Source organism: Nonlabens arenilitoris, assembly GCF_002954765.1.
In the GTDB taxonomy this organism is placed as follows: domain Bacteria; phylum Bacteroidota; class Bacteroidia; order Flavobacteriales; family Flavobacteriaceae; genus Nonlabens; species Nonlabens arenilitoris.
Genome location: NZ_MTPW01000001.1, coordinates 815,539 through 837,943 on the forward strand (window position 1 = coordinate 815,539; position 22,405 = coordinate 837,943).

Consider the following 22,405-nt stretch of genomic DNA (forward strand, 5'->3'; position numbering starts at 1 on the left):
ATATATGAGGTCATTTCTTATCCTTATAAGCCTTTTTATAGGTTTTCAAGTCTCAAGCGCACAATCTGTAAGGGAAAAAATTTCTAATGATGCCACAGGCGGACAAGGTCAAATTGATGAGAAAAGGTATACATGGGGATATTTCTTAGGACTTAATTCTTATGACTATAAGTTTGATTATAATGAGGTTACTGATGATATATTTGTAGAAACATCCATGGGCTTTAATGTAGGACTAGTTGGTGATTTAAAAATCAATAACTATATCAATTTAAGACTAGAGCCAGGAATAAGCTTTGTCACTAGGACATTAAATTTTGAAGACCCTTCTTTTACAATGCCTGGTGATTTTGAAAGGGAAGTAACATCTACTTACATCAATGTACCGTTATTAGTCAAGTTCTCAACTAAAAGATTAAATAATTGGAAACCGTTCATTGTAGGTGGCGCGTCGTGGTCACGTAATTTATCCAGTAATGAAGAGAATCCTAATGATAATAGTGCAAACCAGTTCCGTCAGGTGACTAATGTGTTTAATTATGAATTAGGTTTTGGGATTGACTTTTACTTGTATTATTTTAAATTCACACCTTCCATAAGAGGTGTTTTTGCTATAAATGACGAGTTAGTAAGAGATGTTGATCCTAACAGCCCATACACTGGTAATATTTCTAGTATGCAGTCTCGAGGGATTTTCCTAAACTTTACTTTTCAGTAGAACGTCTCCATTCTCCTAAAAGTACGGCTGTAGCCATAGCCACATTAAGACTTTCTGTATGAGGTTGAGAACCGTATTGCGGTATACTAAGTTTATTACCCAAGCTCATTATCTCTTCTGATATACCAGCAGATTCATTTCCCATTACTAGGACACCGTGATTTGGTAATTCAGTATCATAAACCGATTTACCATCCATAGCCGTAGTAAATATTGTAGACGGCACTGTAGATAATACCTCTTCCAGATTTATATAATCAACTTGCACTCTACCTAAAGATGCCATAGACGCTTGTACACACTTAGGATTAAACACGTCAACTGTTTCTAAAGAACATATAATTTGTCTAACATCAAACCAGTCACATAATCTAATTATAGTTCCTAGATTCCCGGGATCTTTAACATTATCTAGCGCAACAACTAGCCCAGATAGATTGATTTCTTTTTTTTCTGGCATTTCAAATACTGCAAGGTAGCCAGGTGGCGTTTTTAAAGTAGAGATGCCAGCCATTTCCTTTTTTGAAATAATATCAGTAGGTAAAGAATCTAATGCATGATGACCTTCAGTTACTAAAACTTGTTGACGTATTAACGCGGTTTGAGATAATTCTAGAATAGACTTATATCCTTCTACTAGAAAAAGCTGATGATCATCACGGTTCTTTTTACGTGAGAGACTTTTGAGAAGCTTTAACCTGCTTTTTGTAACCATTTATAATTGTATTTTTGACCATCTATATGAAGAAAACGAGTCTACTTGCAAAAATAGGTTTAATTATCGCGCTTATCATAGTTATATCCTCATGTAATGCTATAAAACGTGTTCCTGAAGGTAAAAAGCTATTGATAAACAATACTATTCTAGTGGATAGCATAGCACCTAAAGACCCTAGAGTTAAAACTCTACTAGTGCAACAACCTAACAATCGTATCCTTACTGTTCCTGTAGGGCTTCACTTCTATAATCTAGCAAGACCTCATAGAGATTCTATATATTTAAAATGGATGCAGGAGAACCCTAAAGGATTACAGCGTCGCAATAAAGTTTTATCTGAAAAACAAACCGTGCAATTAGGTCAAGGTTTAGTAGATTTCAATAACTGGATCAAACGTACAGGTGAAGAACCAGCAATACTAGAATTAGACGACATCACTAAATCTAAAGAACGATTAAGAGCCTGGTACTGGAATCAAGGATGGTTCAATACTGATGTATCGCACAAAATTATAGATAGCGATAAAAAACAACGTGCAGAGGTTGTTTACACAGTAAATAAACATCAAGCCTATAAAATAGACAGTATAAATGCTCGTATATCTTCACCTCTTGTAGATTCTTTATATCACGTTCATTTAAAAGATCAACTTATTACAACTGGTGAGCAATATTATACTCCAGATTTTAATGCTGAACGTGACCGGTTAATGACCATATTCCGAAATAACGGAGTCTTTTATATGGAAAAAGAGTTCATCAAATTTGAAGGCGATACAGTAAAGACCAATCACAATGCAAATATTGCAGTGATCATTGATGACAGAGAAATCAAAGTTGGAGACTCTATAATCACTAAGCCTTTTTTAATTCATAAAATAAGTAAAATTAACGTCTACCCAGATTATGAAGAAAGCATAGAAGGTAGTGTCCCAGATACCACCAGATATAAAGACATTAACATTATTAGGTATGGTGAAAGAAAATACCGCAATTTTGTTCTAGCAGATGCTATCTTTTTTCATGAAGGCGACATCTATAGAGATATTGATAGAGACCGTACTTTTAACAGAATAACCGAATTAAAAAGTTTCTATACACCATCAATAAGGCTAGAGCCAGATCCTGCAGACTCTACAGGCGTTAACTTAATTGCAAATATCCTTTTGACTTCTAAAAAGAAATTTTTCTTAAAAAACAGTGCAGAAACTACACATAGCAATATTCAGGCCTTAGGAATAGGATTGAACAGCTCATTAGTTATTAGAAACCTTTTTCAAGGCAGTGAATTATTAGACATTAACTTTAGAGGAAGTATAGGCGCTAGCGCAGATGGTGCTTCAGGTGATTCTCGATTTTTTGATTTACAAGAATATGGAGCAGATGCTCGTTTGAGCTTCCCTCGACTCTTCTTCCCTATTAAAACAGAAAAGTTAATTCCTAAATATATGTCACCTAGCACTAACCTTTCTATAGGTTTTGTTAGCCAGACTAATATAGGGCTAGATAAAACAAGCTTCAATAGTATATTGAGTTACAGATGGAAACCTAAACCTACTAACACTAGTAGATTTGATTTAATTAACGCACAGTACGTGCGCAATCTAGATCCAGGCGATTTCTTTAATGTATATAACAGTACGTACAACAGTCTTAATGCCGTTGCTGAAGATCTGAACATTACTAATCCTATATATTTAAATGACAACAATAATTTAAGCATCCCGCAAGGAACCTCTCTATTTACTAGAGATGTTTTAAACGGTAGTATTGCAACAACTAGCGACCAACGAGAAACAGTACGTAACATTGAAGAACGTAGGGATCGATTAACTCAAAATAATCTTATCGTTTCTACCAGCTATAACTGGATTAGAAATACGCAAAAAGGAATTTACGACGATGATTACTCCCTATTCAGTATAAGAGTTGAGTCTGCAGGAAATGTACTAGCTGGTATCACATCACTAGTAGGAGAGCCCACTAATGAGGATGGTAATCGTACTGCATTTGGCGTGGAGTATTCTCAATACGCAAAAACAGAAATCGACTACATAAAGCATTGGCAGCTATTCAGTAATAACGTTTTTGCCATAAGAGCCTTCGGTGGTATCGCTATTCCTTACGGTAATTCAGACAACATTCCTTTTACACGATCATTTTTTGGAGGTGGACCTAACGATAATAGAGCATGGCAAGCCTATGAATTAGGACCTGGTAGCACCGGTGGAATTAATGATTTTAATGAAGCAAATATGAAACTTGCTTTTAATGGCGAGTATCGATTTACCATTACTGGTAGTTTTAAAGGTGCATTATTTGTAGACGCAGGTAACATATGGAATGTGTTAGATAATGAAGACAATCCAGACGCACAATTTAAAGGTATTTCAGACCTATCCACGATATCAGTAGGTTCAGGATTTGGAATCAGATATGACTTTGGATTCTTTGTGTTGAGATTAGATACTGGATTTAAAACCTTTAACCCAGCACTAGAAGAAGGTCGTAGATGGTTTAAAGAAATTAAAATACCTAAAGCAGTATTTAACGTCGGTATCAATTATCCTTTCTAGTAACAGGTTTATCGAGCCTATATTTTCCTTACTTTTGTAACCCAACTTCAAGAAATATCATGAGTCATAATATCAAACCAGGTGTTGCCACAGGTAACCAAGTTCAAGAAATATTTAACCATGCAAAGGCAAATGGTTATGCCCTACCAGCCGTTAATGTTGTAGGATCTAACACGGTTAACGCTGTTATGGAAACCGCTGCAGAGTTAAATTCACCAGTAATCATACAATACTCTAACGGAGGAAGTGTTTTTAACGCTGGTAAAGGACTTAATAACGACGGTCACCATGCTGCTATTCTAGGCGGTATCGCAGGAGCAGAGCATGTACACAGACTTGCAGAAGCATATGGAGCCACTGTAATACTGCACACAGACCACTGTGCAAAAAAATTACTCCCATGGATCGATGGATTACTAGATGCTAGTGAAACTCGCTTTCGCGAAAGCGGTAAATCATTATACTCTTCACACATGATCGACCTAAGTGAAGAACCACTGGAAGAAAATATTGAAATATGTAAAAAATATCTAGAGCGCATGTCTAAAATGGACATGACACTAGAGATAGAGCTAGGTATTACTGGTGGAGAAGAAGATGGAGTAGATAATAGCGATGTTGATGAATCTAAATTATACACGCAACCAGAAGAAGTAGCATATGCTTATGAAGAGCTTAAAAAAGTAAGTGATCGCTTTACCATCGCAGCAGCATTTGGTAATGTACACGGTGTATATAAACCTGGGAATGTAAAATTAACTCCTAAGATTTTAAAAAATTCACAAGAGTATATCACCCAAAAGTATGGCGTTGAGCACAATCATATCGACTTTGTATTTCACGGTGGATCTGGTTCTACACTAGAAGAAATTAGAGAAGCAATAGGTTATGGTGTTGTAAAAATGAACATCGATACCGATTTACAATGGGCTTTTGCTACAGGTGTAAAAGGTTATATGGATACAAACAATGATTTTTTACTATCACAAATAGGAAATCCAACTGGAGCAGATGCTCCAAATAAAAAATACTATGATCCACGCAAATGGTTACGCGTAGGTGAAGAAAGTTTTAAAGCACGCTTAAAAGCAGCCTTTGAAGACTTAAACAACATCAATACATTATAGAACAACCCGAGCATTTAAATCATTAATAATTTAAATGCTTTTTTATGGAAAAAGATATGGCTTGGTTTAAAAGAGATAAAAAAGGAATCACTACGCCTACTGAGGCAAAGAAAGATACACCTAAAGGTCTGTGGTATAAATCACCGACTGGTAAAATTGTAGACGCAGAGCAATTAAAGAATAATTACTACGTAAGTCCAGAAGACGGATACCACGTGCGCATAGGTAGTAATGAATATTTTGAAATCCTTTTTGACGATAATAAGTTCAAAGAACTTAATACAAACATGACTTCAAAAGATCCATTGAAATTTGAGGACTCAAAAAAATATGTGGATCGTCTAGAAGACGCAAAGAAAAAATCAGGATTGAAAGATGCTGTAAGAACCGCTGTAGGTAAATCTGGTGGACATGATTTAGTTGTTGCCTGTATGGATTTTGGATTCATAGGTGGATCAATGGGTAGTGTGGTAGGAGAAAAAATCGCTCGTGCAGCAGACTATTCTTTAAAAACAACATTCCTTTTATGATCATATCAAAGTCTGGTGGTGCACGTATGATGGAAGCAGCGTTATCATTAATGCAACTAGCAAAAACTAGTTCCAAACTCGCACAACTGGCAGATGCAGGAATACCTTATGTTTCACTTTGTACAGACCCTACTACTGGTGGTACCACAGCATCATTTGCGATGTTAGGTGACATCAATATAGGAGAACCTGGAGCATTAATCGCATTTGCAGGTCCACGTGTAGTAAGAGACACCACTGGTAAAGAATTACCAGAAGGTTTCCAGACTGCAGAGTTCTTATTAGAAAAAGGATTCTTAGACTTTATAGTACCTAGGCATGAGTTGAAGGAAAAAGTAAATCTTTACTTGAACTTGATTCTTAATCGTGAGGTACCAATCGTTTAGCCCTGAAAATTTAAATTTACAAAACGCCTGTAATTATAATTCACAGGCGTTTTTAATTTAAAGATATCTATAGAGTAATTGGATTTAATTAAAAGTGTATCTTTGCAGCCGCATTGAGAACGAGTCTTAATGTGAAGTCAGAAAACCTGACGTACATAATATTCATTATAAAATAATTTTGGCATGTATTTAGCTCCAGAAAAAAAGCAGAGATTTTCGCAAAGTACGGAAAAGACGCAAACGACACAGGTAATACTGATGCGCAAATCGCATTATTCACTTACCGTATTAACTATTTAACAGGACACCTTAAAAACAACCGTCACGACTACAATACTGAGCGTAGTCTAGTGAAACTGGTAGGTAAAAGACGTTCTCTTCTTGATTACAAAATGAAGAAAGATATCGTTGCTTATCGTGAATTGATTAAGGACTTAGGTATTAGAAAGTAAAGAAATGGGGACCTTGTGTCCCCTTTTTTATTTTATATAAGTAGGAGAGCTTATCTCTATTCCGCTTTCGCGAAAGCAGAATTAAAACAAATCATCGCGACATTACAAAAGCTGGTTTCTCACAAAGTAAACACCTTCTCTACTCACAACTTGAGATTAACGTTTAACTATATTTATGAAACCACAAGTTTTTAAACAAGTGATTAAAATGGCCAATGGGCCAGATATCACTATCGAAACTGGAGCGCTTGCAAAACAAGCACATGGATCTGTTGTGATCACATGTGGTAAAGCAATGCTTCTAGGAACTGTAGTGTCCAGCTACAAATCTACTGGACTAGATTTTCTTCCACTTACTGTAGATTACCGTGAGAAATTTGCCGCTGCCGGTAAATATCCTGGTGGATTCTTCAAGCGTGAAGCACGTCCTAATGATGGAGAAGTACTTACTATGCGTCTAGTAGACCGTGTATTACGTCCATTATTCCCTAAAGATTACCATGCAGAGGTTCAAGTGATGATTCAGTTAATGTCGCATGATGATGAAGTAATGCCAGACGCTATGGCTGGTCTTGCTGCAAGTGCTGCTATTCAATTATCTGACATTCCGTTTGAATGTCCTATCTCTGAAGTACGTGTTGCACGTGTAGATGGAAAATTTGTTATCAACCCTAGTTATGCTCAATTAGAAGCTGCAGATCTAGAGATGATGATAGGTGCTAGTGCAGATTCTGTAATGATGGTAGAAGGTGAAATGGAAGAGATTTCTGAAGAAGAAATGATCGCTGCCATTAAAGCTGCTCACGAAGCTATTAAGGATCAATGTGCCGCTCAAGTTGCCCTAGCAGAGCATGTAGGTAAAAAAGAAGTACGTGAGTACGAAGGAGAAAAAGAAGATGCTGACATCGAGGCTAAGGTAGCAGAACTGGCTTACCAAAAAGTGTATGATGTCGCTAAAAAAGGAAGTGCTAAGCACGAGCGCAGCGCTGCATTCTCTGAAATCAAAGAGGAAATTAAGGCTACTTTTTCTGAAGAAGATCAAGCAGAAAATGGAGATCTAATCTCTAAATATTTCAACAAAACACACAAAAAAGCAGTACGTGATGTACTACTTAATGAAGGAATACGTCTAGATGGTCGTAAGACTACAGACATACGTGATATATGGTGTGAGGTAGATTACCTTCCATCTACTCACGGTAGTGCGATTTTCTCTCGTGGAGAAACTCAAGCGCTTGCCACTGTAACTCTTGGAACCTCTAGAGATGCAAATGTGATAGACATGGCTTCTCAAGAAGGAGAAGAGCGTTTCTATTTACACTACAACTTCCCACCATTCTCAACTGGAGAGGCTCGTCCACTACGTGGAACGTCTCGTCGTGAGATAGGACATGGTAACCTGGCACAACGTGCCCTTAAGAAAATGTTACCAGAAGATCTTCCTTACACAGTTCGTGTGGTATCTGAAGTATTAGAATCTAACGGTTCTTCTTCTATGGCAACAGTTTGTGCTGGTACAATGGCATTAATGGATGCTGGTCTTCCTATGAAAAAACCAGTTTCTGGTATTGCCATGGGATTGATTACTGACGGTAATAACTATGCAGTACTTTCAGATATTTTAGGTGATGAAGATCACTTAGGAGATATGGACTTTAAAGTTACCGGTACTGAAGATGGTATCACAGCTTGTCAAATGGATATTAAAGTAAAAGGTCTTTCTTATGAAATTCTTACTAATGCTTTAATGCAGGCTAGAGAAGGTCGTATGCACATTCTAGGTAAACTGACAGACACTATTCCTGCTCCAGCAAGCGATGTAAAACCTCATGCTCCTAAGATGGAATCTATGGAAATAGAAGGTAAATACATAGGCGCTGTAATAGGACCTGGTGGAAAAGTAATCCAAGAGATGCAAAAAGAAACTGATACGGTAATCAACATCGAGGAGAAAGATGATATGGGTATTATAGAAATAGCTGGTACAGATCGCGATAAGATCAATGCTGCTATAGAACGTATCCAAAACATCATTTTTGAACCAGAAGTAGGTAGCGTTTACGAAGTAAAAGTTGTAAAAATGCTAGACTTCGGTGCCGTGGTAGAATTCAAGCCTGGTAAAGAAACTTTACTTCACGTAAGTGAGTTTGATTACAAGCGTATAGAAGACCCATCTACCGTTCTTAAAGTAGGAGATGTACTAGATGTGAAGTATATGGGTGTAGATCCACGTACTAAGAAGCAAAAAGTATCTCGTAAAGAATGTATGCCTAAACCAGAAGGTTGGGTAGAGCGTCCACCACGCCAGCGTGATGACCGTCGTTCTAATGACCGTCGCGCGCCACGTCGTGATGATCGCCGTAGAGATGATCGTCCACGTCGTGATAATGATAATGATTCTAAGTCTGAGTAATAATTGATAAACTGTCACTCTGAATTCATTTCAGAGTTTGATGGTTTTAAGCCTACAGATTTTTATAAATCTAAAATGCCTCTTGAAAATTCAAGAGGCATTTTTGTTAATTATTGATTCGCATTCCCGAAAGCGAGAAATAAAATCAGCTTGAGTTAGGCACTAGATATAATCGAGTGCTAGCGTTTATTTTACATTTAACTATGTTTAGATGTGTACAAAACAAATATTAACTAAAAGCTTACGCAAATTACATCTACTATGCAGTAATCTACAGTAAAAATCGTGATAAAGACACTAATATCAATAAAATACTGATAGCCAAATTACGAACACCTTTTTTAGTCTTCAAAAAGCCTTTTTTTCTTAATGTATTGAACAAAAACACAAGCCCTAAAATACCAAAAAAAGAGAAAATATAAAATTAAATAAAGCTTCCACAACAAATTAATTATCGTTCATACATAAAACAAAATCAGCAACTATTAGAGCTGCACCTATCCAACCGGCTGCACGCGTTGCTAACCTACCAACTGCCCTTAATAGTAACCTTCGATTTGTGAAATTCCCCCAAAATGCCTCATGTATTGCTTGAATGCCCGTTGCTCTCAAAATACAATCTACAGTGTCTGCTTTAACTTCAACTTTGTCAGACGCTACCATAGCTAAACTCATATGTATTAAGTTAGGGCTTTTCAAACTACCAAACTCCTCAATAATTTCTTGTTCAGAAATACCTTCGGAAATAAGCTGGCTAACCGTTTGATCAATTATTGGTTCAATTAGTAACTGGGCGGATTCTTCATCCAGATCTTTAAGATTATAATCGCTTAAACTCAACAACATCGATTCAATCTCAAAACTAGATTCAATTGATGCAGATTTAGCATTAATATTATCATCGATATCTAAAATCTCTTCTTGACTACAAGAATTCAGAACCAAACAGAAACTCAATAAAAGAAACGGTAAAAATTTAAAATACTTTTTCATGATAAAAATTTAATTGTGTTAACGCCTACTCTTAACGATTTTCGGCTTAGCTCGTTTTAAGACATCTTGAAAACAAAGTTCAGCATAAACAAATGTTTCGTTGCAGAATAAACTTACTATCTTAGTAAAATCTTACTTACTTAGTAAAAATTAACCCAATATGATTGCAGCACATCATTTAAAGGATTTAAGGCTTAAAAATAATTATACTCAAGAACATCTTGCTATTAATTTAGGGATTTCTCAGAAGTCATATTCTAATATTGAAAATGGCACTAAAAAGATCACGCTGGATTTAGTTTATGAGATTGCAAAATTCTATGAAATGGATAGCATAGAATTATTAAGTGTACTCTTTGACGCTACACCTAAAATAATTAATGAAATAAAAAGTGAAAAACCAGGTAAAGATGAGATGGAAATCCATCATGGTATTAACGACAAACTGCAATTAGAATTAATCAAATCCTTAAATTCTCGCATAGATGATTTGCAAAAAATTATCAAAATGAAAGATGAGGAATTGAATAGGTTGAGATAAAATGAAAATATCTTTTGAAGAGAAGATTGTATATTTAATGAAAACAGTGCTTAATCTGAAGATTAAATCATTATTTAAAATCGCATTTCGAGAGCCTCAATGCTCGCTTAGAAATGTTTTAATTCAAAATGCCTCTTGAAATTTCAAGAGGCATTTTTTTCAATATTCGCTTATAAGAATCTATTAAAAAGGCTTAACATAGTATGTGCCATTTTCTATAATAGTCTACAGCTTTTATATAATCCTCAGTCTTAGGATATAAGTTTTGCAATTTCTTTTTAAATCGACTTGCCATCCAGAAGTAGTAACAAATACCTACCCCTATAGTCCCAACAAATATGGAAGTTGAATCACCATAGGTAAATCTCAATACTACCCAAATTAATAAAGTAAGATAGAGCGGTAATGTTATTGTTAGCAAAGCGATATTTCTTGTTTTTTTATTCATAATTAGTTGATTAACATCTTTTACATTCAACTGAACATAATCCCACACTAGCGCACTTATCCTCACCTCGACATGCATTCACACCTGTTTCGATAACGTTATCACAGTGTTCAGCAAGTGAATCAATAACTAAGTATGCGACAACTACCACGCAAGGAGGACATGCTTGTGTCTCGTATTGAGATGAATTGTCAAAAGAACCTAAACTTACTAAATCTTGAAATAAGTTTTCTGCATTTATATATCCTAAATTAACCATTGTATGTTCTTTTGTAACACCATTTGCTGTAGAGTTAATTGTAATTTGATTTGATGAATCAGAATTTTCAGATAAACTAATAGTAAAAGGAAAGTCATCACTAGAAATTAATACATTCCCATTACTTTGGGAACTAATCTCAATAAGCCCAATGCTTTCAGAAAGAAAAAGTTTTGAACTGTCTGACCTTTCAAAATAAGGGTTGTTATAATCGCCGCTAAAAATGAATGATTCATTGTTATTAATAAAGGTAACATTAGTTTCAATACTCTTATCTGCTTCTAAAGCTATGCTATTGCTATCGATAATGCGATCCTCACTACAAGAATTTAAAACCAAACAGAATCCTAAAAATAAAAACGGTAAAATTTAAAATGTTTTTTCATTATAAAAATATTAAAGTTAATGCCTACTCTTAACGCTTTTCGGCTTACCTCGTTTTAGGGGATTTTCATTGAGATTTGCAAATTTTGTACAAATCAAAAAAAAAGAACATTTGTAAGCAAGTATTTAAAAAATCATTAATAGGCTTTTTACAGTTTTTTAACTCGTTGTAAATGTTTTGTTTAAAAAAGATTCAAACACTTTATTCTTACAATTAAACGTTTATGATCTTAATTCATAATCTGGTTACTACCGTTTACTATTTACAAATCAATTAATCTTCAAAACTCATCTCAAAACCCTAAATTTGCAAAACTTTAACCTTAAGAGATGTCTAAACTTATCGCCCCATCTGTACTCGCAGCAGATTTTGCTAACCTACAACGTGATGTAGAAATGATCAATCGCTCTGATGCTGACTGGTTTCATATAGACATTATGGATGGTGTTTTTGTGCCTAATATTTCTTTTGGGATGCCTGTATTGCGCGATATTGTGAAACACGCTACTAAAACTATAGATTGCCATTTGATGATCGTAGATCCTGATCGTTATGTAAAGACCTTTGCAGATTTAGGCTGTGATATCCTTACGGTTCATTATGAAGCGTGTACGCACCTACATAGAACATTGCAACTCATAAAATCTCATGGTATGAAAGCTGGTGTGGCGCTTAATCCTCACACGAGTGTGCATTTATTAACGGACACTATTCAAGACATAGATATGGTATGTTTGATGAGTGTGAATCCTGGTTTTGGTGGACAAAGTTTTATTGAGAACACCTATGATAAGATTACACAACTTAAAAAAATCATAGACTTTAAAGGTTGTGATACGCTTATAGAAATAGACGGTGGAGTGACTGATAAAAATGCAAAACAATTAGTTGAAGCTGGTGCAGATGTGCTAGTGGCAGGTAGTTATGTGTTTAAATCAAGTGATCAAGTAGCTACCATAGCTGGACTTAAAAGTATGGTTAATCCTTCTATCTAGAGTAATGATATCGACTCTCATCGACCTATATATTAATGGATAACAAAATCATTTATGATGTTATAATTATAGGCGCTGGTCCTATAGGTTTAGCCTGTGGATTAGAGGCTCAGAAAGCTGGATTGCGCTACCTTATTATTGAAAAAGGTGCACTGGTGAACTCGCTATATCATTATCCAGTAAACATGAATTTCTTCTCGACTAGTGAAAAGCTTGAAATTGATGAAGTTCCGTTTATATCCAAAGAGTCTAAACCTAGTAAACAAGAATCGCTAGAATATTATCGTCGTATAGCAACATCTAAAAAGCTAGAGATACGCCTTTATGAAAAAGTACTGGCAGTAACTAAAGACGTAGAATTTACGATCACGACCTCAAAAGATGAATATTTTAGTAAACATATCATCATCGCCACTGGGTTTTATGACATTCCGGTAAAATTAAATATACCAGGAGAAGATCTAGATAAATTAAATCATTATTACCACGATCCACACGCATATGCTTTTTTAGAAACTGCTGTCATTGGTGCCAGTAATAGTGCAGTAGATGCAGCGTTAGAAATTTACAGAAAAGGTGGGAAAGTCACCATGATTGTACGTGGAGATCAGATAGGTGACCGTGTAAAATATTGGGTGCGCCCAGATATTATTAACCGTATTGAAGAAGGAAGTATTAAAGCACATTTTAATGCAACACTTACAAGTATTGATAAAACTACTGTAACCTTTACAAAAGACGGAGAAACTCATACAATTGCAAACGATCAAGTACTAGCCCTTACCGGTTATCAACCTAACTTTGAGTTTTTAAAATCTATGGGCATACAACTTTCTGGACCTCATAAAATACCAGTATATGATTCTCAGACCATGGAAACTAATGTAAAAGGTATTTATCTAGCTGGTGTCATTTGCGGTGGACTTGAGACGCATAAATGGTTCATAGAGAACAGCCGCGTGCATGCACCGCAAATTATAAAAGCTATTTTATCAGCAGGATAGGTGTTTTGTGAAGCTTTCGCGAAAGCGAAATACTCATGACCTTAATTTTTATTATCACTTAGTAATTCCATAAGGTCTGGTTCTTGTCCTAGAAGCACTGCATCACTATTAATACGACCTTCTAATGGTCCATTCTCTAGTTTTAATACACCACGTGGACATACCGCACTACAAATACCACATCCTACACAACTAGCTCGTACAATGTTTTCCCCTTTTTGAGCATAACTGCGCACGTCAATTCCCATTTCACAATAGGTGGAACAGTTACCGCAAGAGATACACTGACCACCATTAGTCGTAATTCTAAATTTAGAGAACAAACGCTGTTGAAGTCCTAGTATTGCCGCCATAGGACAACCAAAACGACACCAAGCTCTATTACCCAAGATAGGGTAAAAACCTGTCCCTATAACACCTGAAAACACTGCACCTATCAAGAAACCATACGCAGATTTTACCGCTCCATGATTAAAGAAAAACAAGTTATCTGTTCCGGCCATAAAGTGAATCCCTATGAAGGCTAGAATGGTAAATAGAAATCCTATAGCACCATAACGGGCATCTTGTTTTAACTCATTTCTTCTAAAAATCCATATCAAAGCAAATATTATGGTAAGCCCTACACCTACTAATATTAAAAAATTAGATTGAGTAAAAAAGGTCTCGTATTGCTTAACGACCGCGCCATCTTCCCATATTTTATAGATGTTATTTTTAGGCAAATAGGAATGAACAATCCCTACAGTAGAAATGACGGCAAAGACTAAAACACTGTGGACTAACCATCGCTCAATTTTCCACGCACCAGTAGATTTATCAGACAGTTGGCGGAAAGAATCTCCGGCAGTTTCTGCCAGGCCACCACAACCACATACCCAACTACAATACCATCTTTTACCGTATTTGTAAGTTAATATAGGTGTTATAACCAGTATAGAAGCAATACCGAATAATAACATCGTCATCCCTAGACTACCATTTACTAATAATGCGTTTACATTCCACTGTTCAAATAAATAATAATTAAGAGGCCAGACATTTTTTAAATCATAGTATGGTAAATCTTTTGTACTGTTTAATCCCGCCATTATTTCTGGAATTAAAAAGGCAAATGTCGTCTGAAAAAACATCACACTACCGGTACGTATCACCTCGTAACTATTATGACGATATTTTAAAATAAACTTGATACCAAATGATAAAATCGCGACTGTATACAATGTTCCATAGACAAACCACTGACTAGCTGCTTGCCCTTTCAATAAATATGATAACGGATCAAATAAGCCAATAAGGCCTGTATTTGCCGCTCCATCAGTCCCTTGACCTAGAGTTGCTGGAAAGAAATATAAAACGATATAAAAAGAGGTGAGAAAAATAGCGAGTACCCAACCCCAAAAACCACGACTAGACAGGTCTTTAAACCATACTCCATCATTTTTAATACCAGCCTGTTTATGAGAATATTGCGCTCTAGCAAAAGTGATTATACCACTAGATATAAGTACTAGTGACGCAGTTAGCCAAGCTCCTTTCCAAGGTAGGTTTACGTTAAAAAATGCCAAGACTAAAATAAAAAGGCCTACCATACCTGAAGCGCTAGCTATTTTTTCTGTGGTACTTAAAGCTTTAGGCGGCTCGCCTGTTAAAGACATGTTTCTTTGATAAATACTCATAGTTATATATTTTTCAATACTTAAACTCTATTGAATTTAAGATTGTGAAATTGAAAATTTAATTAAGCTTTAATTTGTTGAATGGTTGTGAACGCTTGTTTTATTTTCTTAAAAGGTTTCTCAAAAAACTCTGGATTAAAGCATGCTTTATCAAGGTTTTCTACCACATGATCTACTGTCTTGGAATTTGACAACCATACATCAAAAACTTCGTGTTTCATACGGATTCCAAAGGTGTTGATCCCTATAAATTTTCTAGTTGCGAGATCATATTCTATAGTAACTGCTCTTTTATCATCAGCATGCTGCCAGTGAAAATGATCGTGACCTTCTTTAGGATTGCTCCATACCCAACCGTAGGTTTGATATTCAATGTCAAAGAATTTTGCGCTATTAAACCAGTGTCCTGGATTCCATTTTGTGGGGTTACCACATATTGTTTGTGCGAGAGCTTCACCCATCATTCTACCAGTATACCATACGGCTTCTATAGGTTTGCGCTCACCTACTGGCTCGCGCTGTTGTGCACAATCACCTATAGCATAAACATCTTTCACACTAGTTTCTAAATATCGATCAACCATAATACCACGCTGCAATTCAATACTAGAATTTTCTAAAAATTCTATACGCGGTCTTACACCTGCACAAATACCAACAAAATCACAAGGAATAACATCTCCTTTTTTAGTAATAATGGATTTTACTTTACCAGAATCATCAGCAATGATTTGTGCCATTTCCTCTTCTTCTCTCAAATCTATGTGGTGTGATCTTACATGACGCGAAATCATTTCAGCATTAGGCATAGGTAACACACCACTCCAGAAACCTTTTTCTCTTATTAAAAAAGTAACGGGTATTTGTCTAGATGCCATCATCTCTGCCAGCTCTACTCCTATTAATCCACCACCTATGATTACAGCTCTTTTACACACTTTATTATTAGGTGCACTAATCTCTAATTGTTCTAGATCTTGTCTGGACACTAGACCTTGTACACCTTCTAGGTCCTGACCTGGCCAGCCGAATTTATTTGAGATAGAACCGGTCGCTAGGATTAACTTATCATACATAATATCTCTACCAGAGTTGAGATGAACCTTCTTAGCATCTGTTTCTACCGTGTGTACATAGTCATGGACGAGTTCAATACGGTTTTTTGCCCAAAAATCATTCTCATATGGTTGCGTGTGCTCAAATTTCATGTGCCCCATATAGACATACATCAATGCTGTTCGAGAAAAGAAAAACTCAGACTCAGCACTGATAATAGTTATTCTTTTGTCAGACAATTTACGGATGTGTCTAGCTGCAGTAACACCTGCGATACCATTTCCTATAATGACGATATGTTCCATAAGAGGTAAATTTTAGTTGGTGATTACAAATTAAAGATTTGTTATAAATCATAACTTTATGCATTTGCCCTACATAATGATATATAATTCCCTTTAAAAGTATTCACATTCTTTTTAATGTTATCAGACTCGTAAGCTGTAAATTTAACTTGTTGGCTTAATTATTGATTTTTGCCTACACCTTACGTCATTAAATCGGACCTTTAATTTAAAACAATAATGCATAAAAGAGTTCACATAGACATCACATTTTTAATATTACTAACATCTTTAATGATGAGTGCACAACTAGATGTATTTCAACAACGCTCACAATTTTTACTCAATTCATATATGCGAGATGGTCAGGTAGATTATAAAAGCCTTCAAAAAGATACAAAGACCATTACAGACCTTAAAGTAAGTCTTTCAAAAACAAGAATTACAGATCTCACACCTCAAGAATTAAAAGCCTTTTTAATTAATGCTTATAACATCACGGTCATAATTTCAATTACAGAAAACTACCCAATATCTTCTGTAATGGATATAGATGGTTTTTTTGATTCTAATAAACATCAAATCGCTGGAAAATCGGTAACTCTTAATGAACTGGAAAAAAACTGGATATTTAAAAAATTTCCAGACCCTAGAATTCATTTTGCACTAGTTTGTGGTGCTGTCTCCTGCCCACCACTTAAAGACACTATTTTTAATAGTCAAAGTATAGAATCTAAATTAGAGAAAATAACTAAAGTAACACTTAATGATTCAAAGTTTATAACTATCGATATGCATGAGAAAACAGCGTCTGTCTCAAAAATATTTGACTGGTATTCAACAGATTTTAAAAAGTACAAGTCAGTTATAGCTTTTATAAATAAATATACAGATAAAACAATTCCAGATGGCTTCACTATAAACTTTAAATATTATGACTGGAGCTTGAATCAAAAGTAGACTCTATATTTACAATCCACATAGAACTATATTTATGAAAGCATTCTTTTATCTTTTATTATTAATTACAATCACTTCTTGTAAAGGGCAAGAGCGTGCAAAAGAAGAAAAGATTAATGGAATCACCTTAGTCGCAACTCGCAATCCTATTGACGCGACTGGTATTATACCTATTAAAGATTATAATGCAAACTATGCGGTTATCGTACCTTATGCCTGGATGCGCAGTTTAGAAGAACCTCTCGTAAATTATGATGAAGAACGTGGCTGGTGGGGAGAGAAACCTACAGGTGTAAAAGTCACTATAAAACATATGAGAGAACAGGACCTCGATGTTTTACTTAAACCACAAATATGGATAGGCCGTGGATCATATACTGGTGAAATCAACTTAAAGACTGAAGAAGATTGGAAAATTCTAGAAGACAGTTATACAGATTACATCATGAAATTTGCAAACATAGCAGCTAGCGAAAACGTCGCTATGTTTTGTATTGGTACAGAATTAGATTCATTTGTTAAATTAAGACCAGATTACTGGAATGGATTAATTCAAAAAATACGACATATTTATTCTGGTAAACTCACTTATGCTGGTAATTGGGATAGTTATAAAAATGTTCATTTTTGGGAACAACTTGATTACATTGGAGTCGATGCTTATTTCCCAGTAAGCTCAGAAAAAACACCTGATCCTCTTACGATAAAAGAGTCTTGGGTAAAATGGGTTGATGAATTAAGCACGCTTTCGCGAAAGCTAAATAAAAAAATTCTTTTTGCAGAGTATGGATATATTAGTGCAGACTATGCTGGCCTAGAACCGTGGAAAAATGCTGGAGAAGATCGATTAGAAAATCAAAAAGCACAAGCAATTCTTTTACAAGGTCTATATGATGCCGTATGGAAAGAAGAATGGTTTGCAGGTGGCTTTTTATGGAAACATCATGCCGAAGACAGCAGACATCGTGACTTTACAAAACGCTTTACGACACAAGGGAAAGAAGGTGAAAAGGTAGTAGCAAAAAATTATTTACAGAATAAAAACTAAAGAGACATGACCTATTTAAAATCAGTTTTGACCTTTATTATTATTTTTTCATTAGGATCATTATCATATGCCCAATTAGGTCAAAATAAAAAAGCATTTACACGTCAAGATAGTTTACGTGGATCGATTACACCTGAACGTGCGTGGTGGGACATCACTTACTATGATCTCAATATAAAAGTCACACCAGCAGATAAATATATAGCTGGATCTAATACGATACATTATAAAGTATTGCAACCTAGTAATCTATTACAGGTTGACCTGCAAACACCTTTAAAGATGACTAGAGCAGTACAAGATGGTCGTGATCTAGAAATACGACACGAGGGAAATGCTCACTTCATAAAATTGACCAAAGAACAATTACCCGGCATGATTAATCAAGTTCAAGTGTTTTATGAAGGTAATCCTCGCGAGGCTAGAAATGCTCCATGGGATGGAGGAATCTCCTGGAAGAAAGATAGAAATGGTAATGACTTTATAGCTTCCTCTTGTCAAGGATTGGGCGCTAGTGTATGGTGGCCTAATAAAGACCACATGTATCAAGAGGTGGATAGTATGGCCATCCGTGTAAATGTGCCTAATCCGCTCATGAACGTTTCAAATGGACGATTGATTAAAACAGAACCTAAAGAGGACAACACCACTACCTATCACTGGTTTGTTAAAAATCCTATTAATAATTATGGTGTCAATATCAATATAGGCGATTATGTCAATTTTAGTGAGGTCTATGATGGTGAAAAAGGTGATCTAGATATGAATTACTTTGTGCTGCGTGACAATCTAGAGAAAGCTCAAGAACAATTTAAAGATGCCACAAGAATGATGGAAGCATTTGAACACTGGTTCGGGCCATATCCATTCTATGAAGACAGTTTTAAACTGGTTGAAGTTCCTTATCTGGGCATGGAACATCAAAGTTCTGTGACCTATGGTAATCGATTTAGAAACGGTTATCTGGGAAGAGATTTATCAGGCACAGGTTGGGGAATGAAATTTGACTTTATCATCATACATGAATCTGGACATGAATGGTTTGCAAATAATATTACTAATAAAGACATCGCAGACATGTGGATTCATGAGAGTTTTACCGCTTATAGCGAAAGCTTATTTCTAGACTATCATTATGGAACTCAAGCAAGCAACGAGTATGTCATAGGTACACGTAGGAGTTTACGCAACGATAGACCTATCATAGGTGTATATGATGTAAACCATGAAGGATCTGGAGACATGTATTACAAAGGTGCAAACATGATACATACCTTAAGACAGATGGTTAATGATGATCAAAAGTGGAGAGGTATACTTAGAAACATGAATAAACGCTTCTATCATAGTACAGTTACCACTAAAGATATTGAATCGTTTCTATCAATTGCTATAGGCGTTAATCTTGATGGCTTTTTTGATCAGTATTTAAGAACTACAAAGGTTCCAGAGCTAGTTTTAAGTCAGAAAAAAAATAGGTTAACCTATAAATGGAAAAATGTAGTTGATGGATTTCATCTTCCGGTACGCATCCTTATAGATGATGAACCGGTCTTATTGAACCCAACAAAAGAAGCACAAGAGATAAAACTACCATCTAAAGAATCTAGTATAGAAACAGACGCAAATTATTTTATCGATTATAAAATTAAATAAGCTCTTTTAAGCTACTTTCTACATCCTTGTAATTAAACTCAAACCCAGCATCTAGCAAGCGTTGTGGATATACATTACGACTTTTTAAAAGCAGTTCTGTTTCTGTCCCGATAAGCGATGTCCCTAGTTCTAATAACCATACTGGCTGAGAGATACCGAATGGTATGTTCATAGATTTACGCAATTGCCTCATAAAATCTGCATTTGTTTCTGGCTTAGGTGCCGTGATGTTTACTACACCTTCCAAATTAGATTGAATTAAAAAACCAATAGACCTACAAAAATCATTGATATGAATCCAGCTTACAAACTGAATACCACGACCATTTTTACCGCCCATTCCTACTCTGGTAATAGCTTTCATTTTAGGCAATGCACCACCATCATTTCCTAAAACAATTGAAGTTCTCAACGCTACTTTGCGCACATCTTCAATAGTGGTTGAAAAGAATTCCTTTTCCCATGCCTTGCCTATTCCCATAGAAAAATCGTCACCTATCATACCATTTTCTTCAGTATTCATTTGTGTTTCAGAATGGATGTAGATGGTTGCGGTACTTGCGTTTAAAAACACCTTTGGCTTGTTGATAGCATTGGTCATCGCTAAATTCAGAACTCTAGTGCTATCGATGCGCGAACTTAATATTGCTTTTTTATTAGCATGAGTATATCTGCAGTCTACTGACTTACCTGCGAGGTTGATGAGGACATCTGCATTTTCTAAATGGACAGTCCAATCTCCTAAATCTTTACCATTCCAGTAAGTGGTTTGAGAATCACGCTTTCGCACTTCGACTGCGCTCAGTGTAGACTTCTGCGTCGTTGCACTCCTTGAAAGCGTAATCACCTCATCTCCTCTATTCTCAAAATATTGTGACAGTGAAATACCTAGAAATCCTGTACCACCTGCGATAACTATTTTCATAATAAGATCATTAAAGTAAAAAGGACGAGTACTAAATTGCGATACAAGACCCAAGAAATAGTAGGCCACCAGCCGAGTTGCATAGATTTACAACGGCGCACGTGTTCCATTAACATCACACCTACTACCAATCCAAATATACCTAGAAGCGCATAACCGCTTAAGGTTACAAAAGAAGTAAGCAATAACACAGGCAATAATAATATACCACCTAAAGCAGATACCGCACTCATGTTTCCTAAATAATCCCAACCGTTTTTAGGAGCGATGAACTGAATCATGATTCCTTGCCAAGCGATTTGTCCAAAACAGATAAAATACTCTACATACCACGGCGATTCAAAACCAAAATACTGACCTACCAGACCGAAATAGCTATTGAGAACCACTGCGGTAAACCAAGCGCTCAATCCTATGAAAAGACTTCTATAAAATAAATTTCTATCTGGATTACAAGCGCGTTCTCCTTTATGAAAAGAAGTATCACCTACAATGACCTTACGATTATAAGTAATAAGTTTATAGAGATATTTTAATGGTATAAAAAACAGTGGAAAGTATAAAATATCCTTAATCCATTGTTGTCCTTGAGACACGATGTGAAACATAGCGTCCAGACCATATTTAGTTTCTTTAGTTTGTGTGTTATGTAGTGCGATTTCATTAGTTGCTCTATGCATATCTATATGCTGCGTGTGTTCTTCATCAATGATTTGATAAGGATCGATCGTATTTCCATCTACCATGTTTAGTTTAGTAAAGGTGCTACCATAAGCCGCGCACATGGGACAATGTTGATCTATGAGAAGTTTGTGATTTTTGATCATGATATAGCTATTTAGTGATTAGTGATAATTGTTCTTCATTCTCTATATAACATCTGTAAGAGATGTACATAAAGTAGATACCTAAAACACCTGAGGTTATCATCCCTAGAATAAATACCATTTCTTCCATATTAGAACTCAAGTGCACATAGTCTTTACCTACTAAGAACAAAGTACCTAATGTTAATGCGGTAAGCAATAAGTATGATTTATTCATCCATTGTATAGAACTAGATGTTCTTTTATATTGACTAAGCAACCACAGACTACATACAACCTGAACCGCTCCAAGTGCTATCATAAATAACAGACCGAAAAAAGGAATGAGAAATAAAAATAAATTGAGGATTATTAAGACCAGATTTACTCGATACATTGTTTTCATAATAGTGTAGTTTTTAAACTTTCAGAAATAACTGAAAGTT

General features: G+C 35.6%; 19 protein-coding genes and 2 pseudogenes. 12 read left to right on the top strand and 9 right to left on the bottom strand.

Going from position 1 to position 22,405, the window contains the following annotated elements; all coding sequences use genetic code 11:
- The first annotated feature begins 4 nt into the window (after positions 1-4).
- Positions 5-718 (top strand): type IX secretion/gliding motility protein PorT/SprT, encoded by a 714-nt coding sequence (gene porT / locus BST92_RS03580; protein WP_105070216.1) that lies wholly within the window; start codon positions 5-7, stop codon positions 716-718.
- Here the strand turns inward: porT and BST92_RS03585 are convergent.
- Positions 705-1,433, bottom strand: a complete 729-nt coding sequence (locus BST92_RS03585) for a TrmH family RNA methyltransferase (protein ID WP_105070217.1) — start codon at positions 1,431-1,433, stop codon at positions 705-707. The genes porT and BST92_RS03585 overlap by 14 nt on opposite strands.
- A 26-nt stretch (positions 1,434-1,459) precedes the next feature.
- On the opposite strand from BST92_RS03585, the gene tamL reads away from it, so the two are divergent.
- The 5 genes and pseudogenes from tamL (at position 1,460) to BST92_RS03610 (ending at position 8,920) form a co-directional block, all read left to right on the top strand.
- Complete coding sequence (gene tamL / locus BST92_RS03590; RefSeq protein WP_170061700.1) at positions 1,460-4,012, top strand: translocation and assembly module lipoprotein TamL; 2,553 nt, start codon at positions 1,460-1,462, stop codon at positions 4,010-4,012.
- 59 nt (positions 4,013-4,071) lie between these two features.
- Positions 4,072-5,139, top strand: coding sequence for a class II fructose-bisphosphate aldolase (gene fbaA, locus BST92_RS03595; RefSeq protein WP_105070219.1), 1,068 nt, complete (start codon positions 4,072-4,074; stop codon positions 5,137-5,139).
- A 56-nt stretch (positions 5,140-5,195) separates the two neighbouring features.
- A pseudogene (gene accD, locus BST92_RS03600) lies at positions 5,196-6,055 on the top strand (acetyl-CoA carboxylase, carboxyltransferase subunit beta).
- Positions 6,056-6,238: 183 nt separating this feature from the next.
- Positions 6,239-6,507: pseudogene (gene rpsO, locus BST92_RS03605) on the top strand (30S ribosomal protein S15).
- Positions 6,508-6,682: 175 nt separating this feature from the next.
- Complete coding sequence (locus tag BST92_RS03610; protein ID WP_105070220.1) at positions 6,683-8,920, top strand: polyribonucleotide nucleotidyltransferase; 2,238 nt, start codon at positions 6,683-6,685, stop codon at positions 8,918-8,920.
- 447 nt (positions 8,921-9,367) lie between these two features.
- Here the strand turns inward: BST92_RS03610 and BST92_RS03615 are convergent, their stop codons facing one another.
- Entirely contained in the window at positions 9,368-9,913 is a 546-nt protein-coding gene (locus BST92_RS03615; protein ID WP_105070221.1) for a hypothetical protein, read from the bottom strand.
- Between the two features lie 160 nt (positions 9,914-10,073).
- On the opposite strand from BST92_RS03615, the gene BST92_RS03620 reads away from it, so the two are divergent.
- A complete protein-coding gene (locus BST92_RS03620) occupies positions 10,074-10,454 on the top strand; it encodes a helix-turn-helix domain-containing protein (protein ID WP_105070222.1) in 381 nt (126 codons plus the stop codon).
- 193 nt (positions 10,455-10,647) lie between these two features.
- On the opposite strand, the gene BST92_RS14970 is transcribed toward BST92_RS03620, so the two are convergent.
- Positions 10,648-10,902 carry a hypothetical protein gene (locus BST92_RS14970; RefSeq protein ID WP_170061701.1) on the bottom strand — a complete coding sequence of 85 codons (255 nt, stop codon included), beginning with the start codon at positions 10,900-10,902 and terminating at the stop codon, positions 10,648-10,650.
- A 10-nt stretch (positions 10,903-10,912) separates the two neighbouring features.
- Complete coding sequence (locus BST92_RS03625) at positions 10,913-11,500, bottom strand: hypothetical protein (protein ID WP_105070223.1); 588 nt, start codon at positions 11,498-11,500, stop codon at positions 10,913-10,915.
- A 375-nt stretch (positions 11,501-11,875) separates the two neighbouring features.
- Here BST92_RS03625 and rpe point away from each other — a divergent pair, with 375 nt between their 5' ends.
- Both rpe and BST92_RS03635 read left to right on the top strand, forming a co-directional pair.
- Positions 11,876-12,541: a ribulose-phosphate 3-epimerase gene (gene rpe / locus BST92_RS03630; RefSeq protein ID WP_105070224.1), complete on the top strand. Its 666-nt coding sequence runs from the start codon at positions 11,876-11,878 to the stop codon at positions 12,539-12,541.
- Between the two features lie 35 nt (positions 12,542-12,576).
- Positions 12,577-13,545, top strand: coding sequence for a YpdA family putative bacillithiol disulfide reductase (locus tag BST92_RS03635; protein ID WP_105070225.1), 969 nt, complete (start codon positions 12,577-12,579; stop codon positions 13,543-13,545).
- Between the two features lie 41 nt (positions 13,546-13,586).
- Here the strand turns inward: BST92_RS03635 and BST92_RS03640 are convergent, their stop codons facing one another.
- The gene (locus BST92_RS03640) at positions 13,587-15,224 is read right to left on the bottom strand and encodes a 4Fe-4S binding protein (RefSeq protein WP_105070226.1); all 1,638 of its coding nucleotides are present in this window, start codon (positions 15,222-15,224) and stop codon (positions 13,587-13,589) included.
- A gap of 62 nt (positions 15,225-15,286) precedes the next feature.
- Positions 15,287-16,585, bottom strand: coding sequence for an NAD(P)/FAD-dependent oxidoreductase (locus BST92_RS03645; protein ID WP_105070227.1), 1,299 nt, complete (start codon positions 16,583-16,585; stop codon positions 15,287-15,289).
- A gap of 219 nt (positions 16,586-16,804) precedes the next feature.
- Here BST92_RS03645 and BST92_RS03650 point away from each other — a divergent pair, with 219 nt between their 5' ends.
- From BST92_RS03650 to BST92_RS03660, 3 genes are read left to right on the top strand one after another with little or no spacing between them, the layout of a single operon-like run.
- Positions 16,805-17,524, top strand: a complete 720-nt coding sequence (locus tag BST92_RS03650) for a DUF547 domain-containing protein (protein ID WP_105070228.1) — start codon at positions 16,805-16,807, stop codon at positions 17,522-17,524.
- Between the two features lie 34 nt (positions 17,525-17,558).
- Positions 17,559-18,572, top strand: coding sequence for a glycoside hydrolase family 113 (locus tag BST92_RS03655; protein WP_105070229.1), 1,014 nt, complete (start codon positions 17,559-17,561; stop codon positions 18,570-18,572).
- Between the two features lie 6 nt (positions 18,573-18,578).
- The gene (locus tag BST92_RS03660) at positions 18,579-20,228 is read left to right on the top strand and encodes a M1 family metallopeptidase (protein ID WP_105070230.1); all 1,650 of its coding nucleotides are present in this window, start codon (positions 18,579-18,581) and stop codon (positions 20,226-20,228) included.
- On the opposite strand, the gene BST92_RS03665 is transcribed toward BST92_RS03660, so the two are convergent.
- The 3 genes from BST92_RS03665 to BST92_RS03675 are packed head-to-tail and all read right to left on the bottom strand — an operon-like array spanning position 20,221 to position 22,365.
- Positions 20,221-21,153, bottom strand: coding sequence for a TIGR01777 family oxidoreductase (locus BST92_RS03665; RefSeq protein WP_105070231.1), 933 nt, complete (start codon positions 21,151-21,153; stop codon positions 20,221-20,223). The genes BST92_RS03660 and BST92_RS03665 overlap by 8 nt on opposite strands.
- On the bottom strand, positions 21,150-21,980 hold the full coding sequence (locus BST92_RS03670; RefSeq protein WP_105070232.1) for a hypothetical protein: 831 nt from the start codon (positions 21,978-21,980) through the stop codon (positions 21,150-21,152). The genes BST92_RS03665 and BST92_RS03670 overlap by 4 nt, the downstream gene beginning before the upstream one ends.
- Positions 21,981-21,987: 7 nt before the next feature.
- Entirely contained in the window at positions 21,988-22,365 is a 378-nt protein-coding gene (locus BST92_RS03675; protein ID WP_146105091.1) for a hypothetical protein, read from the bottom strand.
- Positions 22,366-22,405: the final 40 nt, after the last annotated feature.

Coding starts and splice junctions, on each gene's coding strand:
- tamL (WP_170061700.1), top strand. CDS start 1,460: ATGAAGAAAACGAGTCTACTTGCAAAAATAGGTTTAATTATCGCGCTT.
- BST92_RS03635 (WP_105070225.1), top strand. CDS start 12,577: ATGGATAACAAAATCATTTATGATGTTATAATTATAGGCGCTGGTCCT.
- porT (WP_105070216.1), top strand. CDS start 5: ATGAGGTCATTTCTTATCCTTATAAGCCTTTTTATAGGTTTTCAAGTC.
- fbaA (WP_105070219.1), top strand. CDS start 4,072: ATGAGTCATAATATCAAACCAGGTGTTGCCACAGGTAACCAAGTTCAA.
- BST92_RS03665 (WP_105070231.1), bottom strand. CDS start 21,153: ATGAAAATAGTTATCGCAGGTGGTACAGGATTTCTAGGTATTTCACTG.
- BST92_RS03675 (WP_146105091.1), bottom strand. CDS start 22,365: ATGAAAACAATGTATCGAGTAAATCTGGTCTTAATAATCCTCAATTTA.
- BST92_RS03620 (WP_105070222.1), top strand. CDS start 10,074: ATGATTGCAGCACATCATTTAAAGGATTTAAGGCTTAAAAATAATTAT.
- BST92_RS03655 (WP_105070229.1), top strand. CDS start 17,559: ATGAAAGCATTCTTTTATCTTTTATTATTAATTACAATCACTTCTTGT.
- BST92_RS03610 (WP_105070220.1), top strand. CDS start 6,683: ATGAAACCACAAGTTTTTAAACAAGTGATTAAAATGGCCAATGGGCCA.
- BST92_RS03670 (WP_105070232.1), bottom strand. CDS start 21,980: ATGATCAAAAATCACAAACTTCTCATAGATCAACATTGTCCCATGTGC.
- BST92_RS03650 (WP_105070228.1), top strand. CDS start 16,805: ATGCATAAAAGAGTTCACATAGACATCACATTTTTAATATTACTAACA.
- BST92_RS03660 (WP_105070230.1), top strand. CDS start 18,579: ATGACCTATTTAAAATCAGTTTTGACCTTTATTATTATTTTTTCATTA.
- BST92_RS14970 (WP_170061701.1), bottom strand. CDS start 10,902: ATGAATAAAAAAACAAGAAATATCGCTTTGCTAACAATAACATTACCG.
- BST92_RS03645 (WP_105070227.1), bottom strand. CDS start 16,585: ATGGAACATATCGTCATTATAGGAAATGGTATCGCAGGTGTTACTGCA.
- BST92_RS03615 (WP_105070221.1), bottom strand. CDS start 9,913: ATGAAAAAGTATTTTAAATTTTTACCGTTTCTTTTATTGAGTTTCTGT.
- BST92_RS03640 (WP_105070226.1), bottom strand. CDS start 15,224: ATGAGTATTTATCAAAGAAACATGTCTTTAACAGGCGAGCCGCCTAAA.
- BST92_RS03585 (WP_105070217.1), bottom strand. CDS start 1,433: ATGGTTACAAAAAGCAGGTTAAAGCTTCTCAAAAGTCTCTCACGTAAA.
- rpe (WP_105070224.1), top strand. CDS start 11,876: ATGTCTAAACTTATCGCCCCATCTGTACTCGCAGCAGATTTTGCTAAC.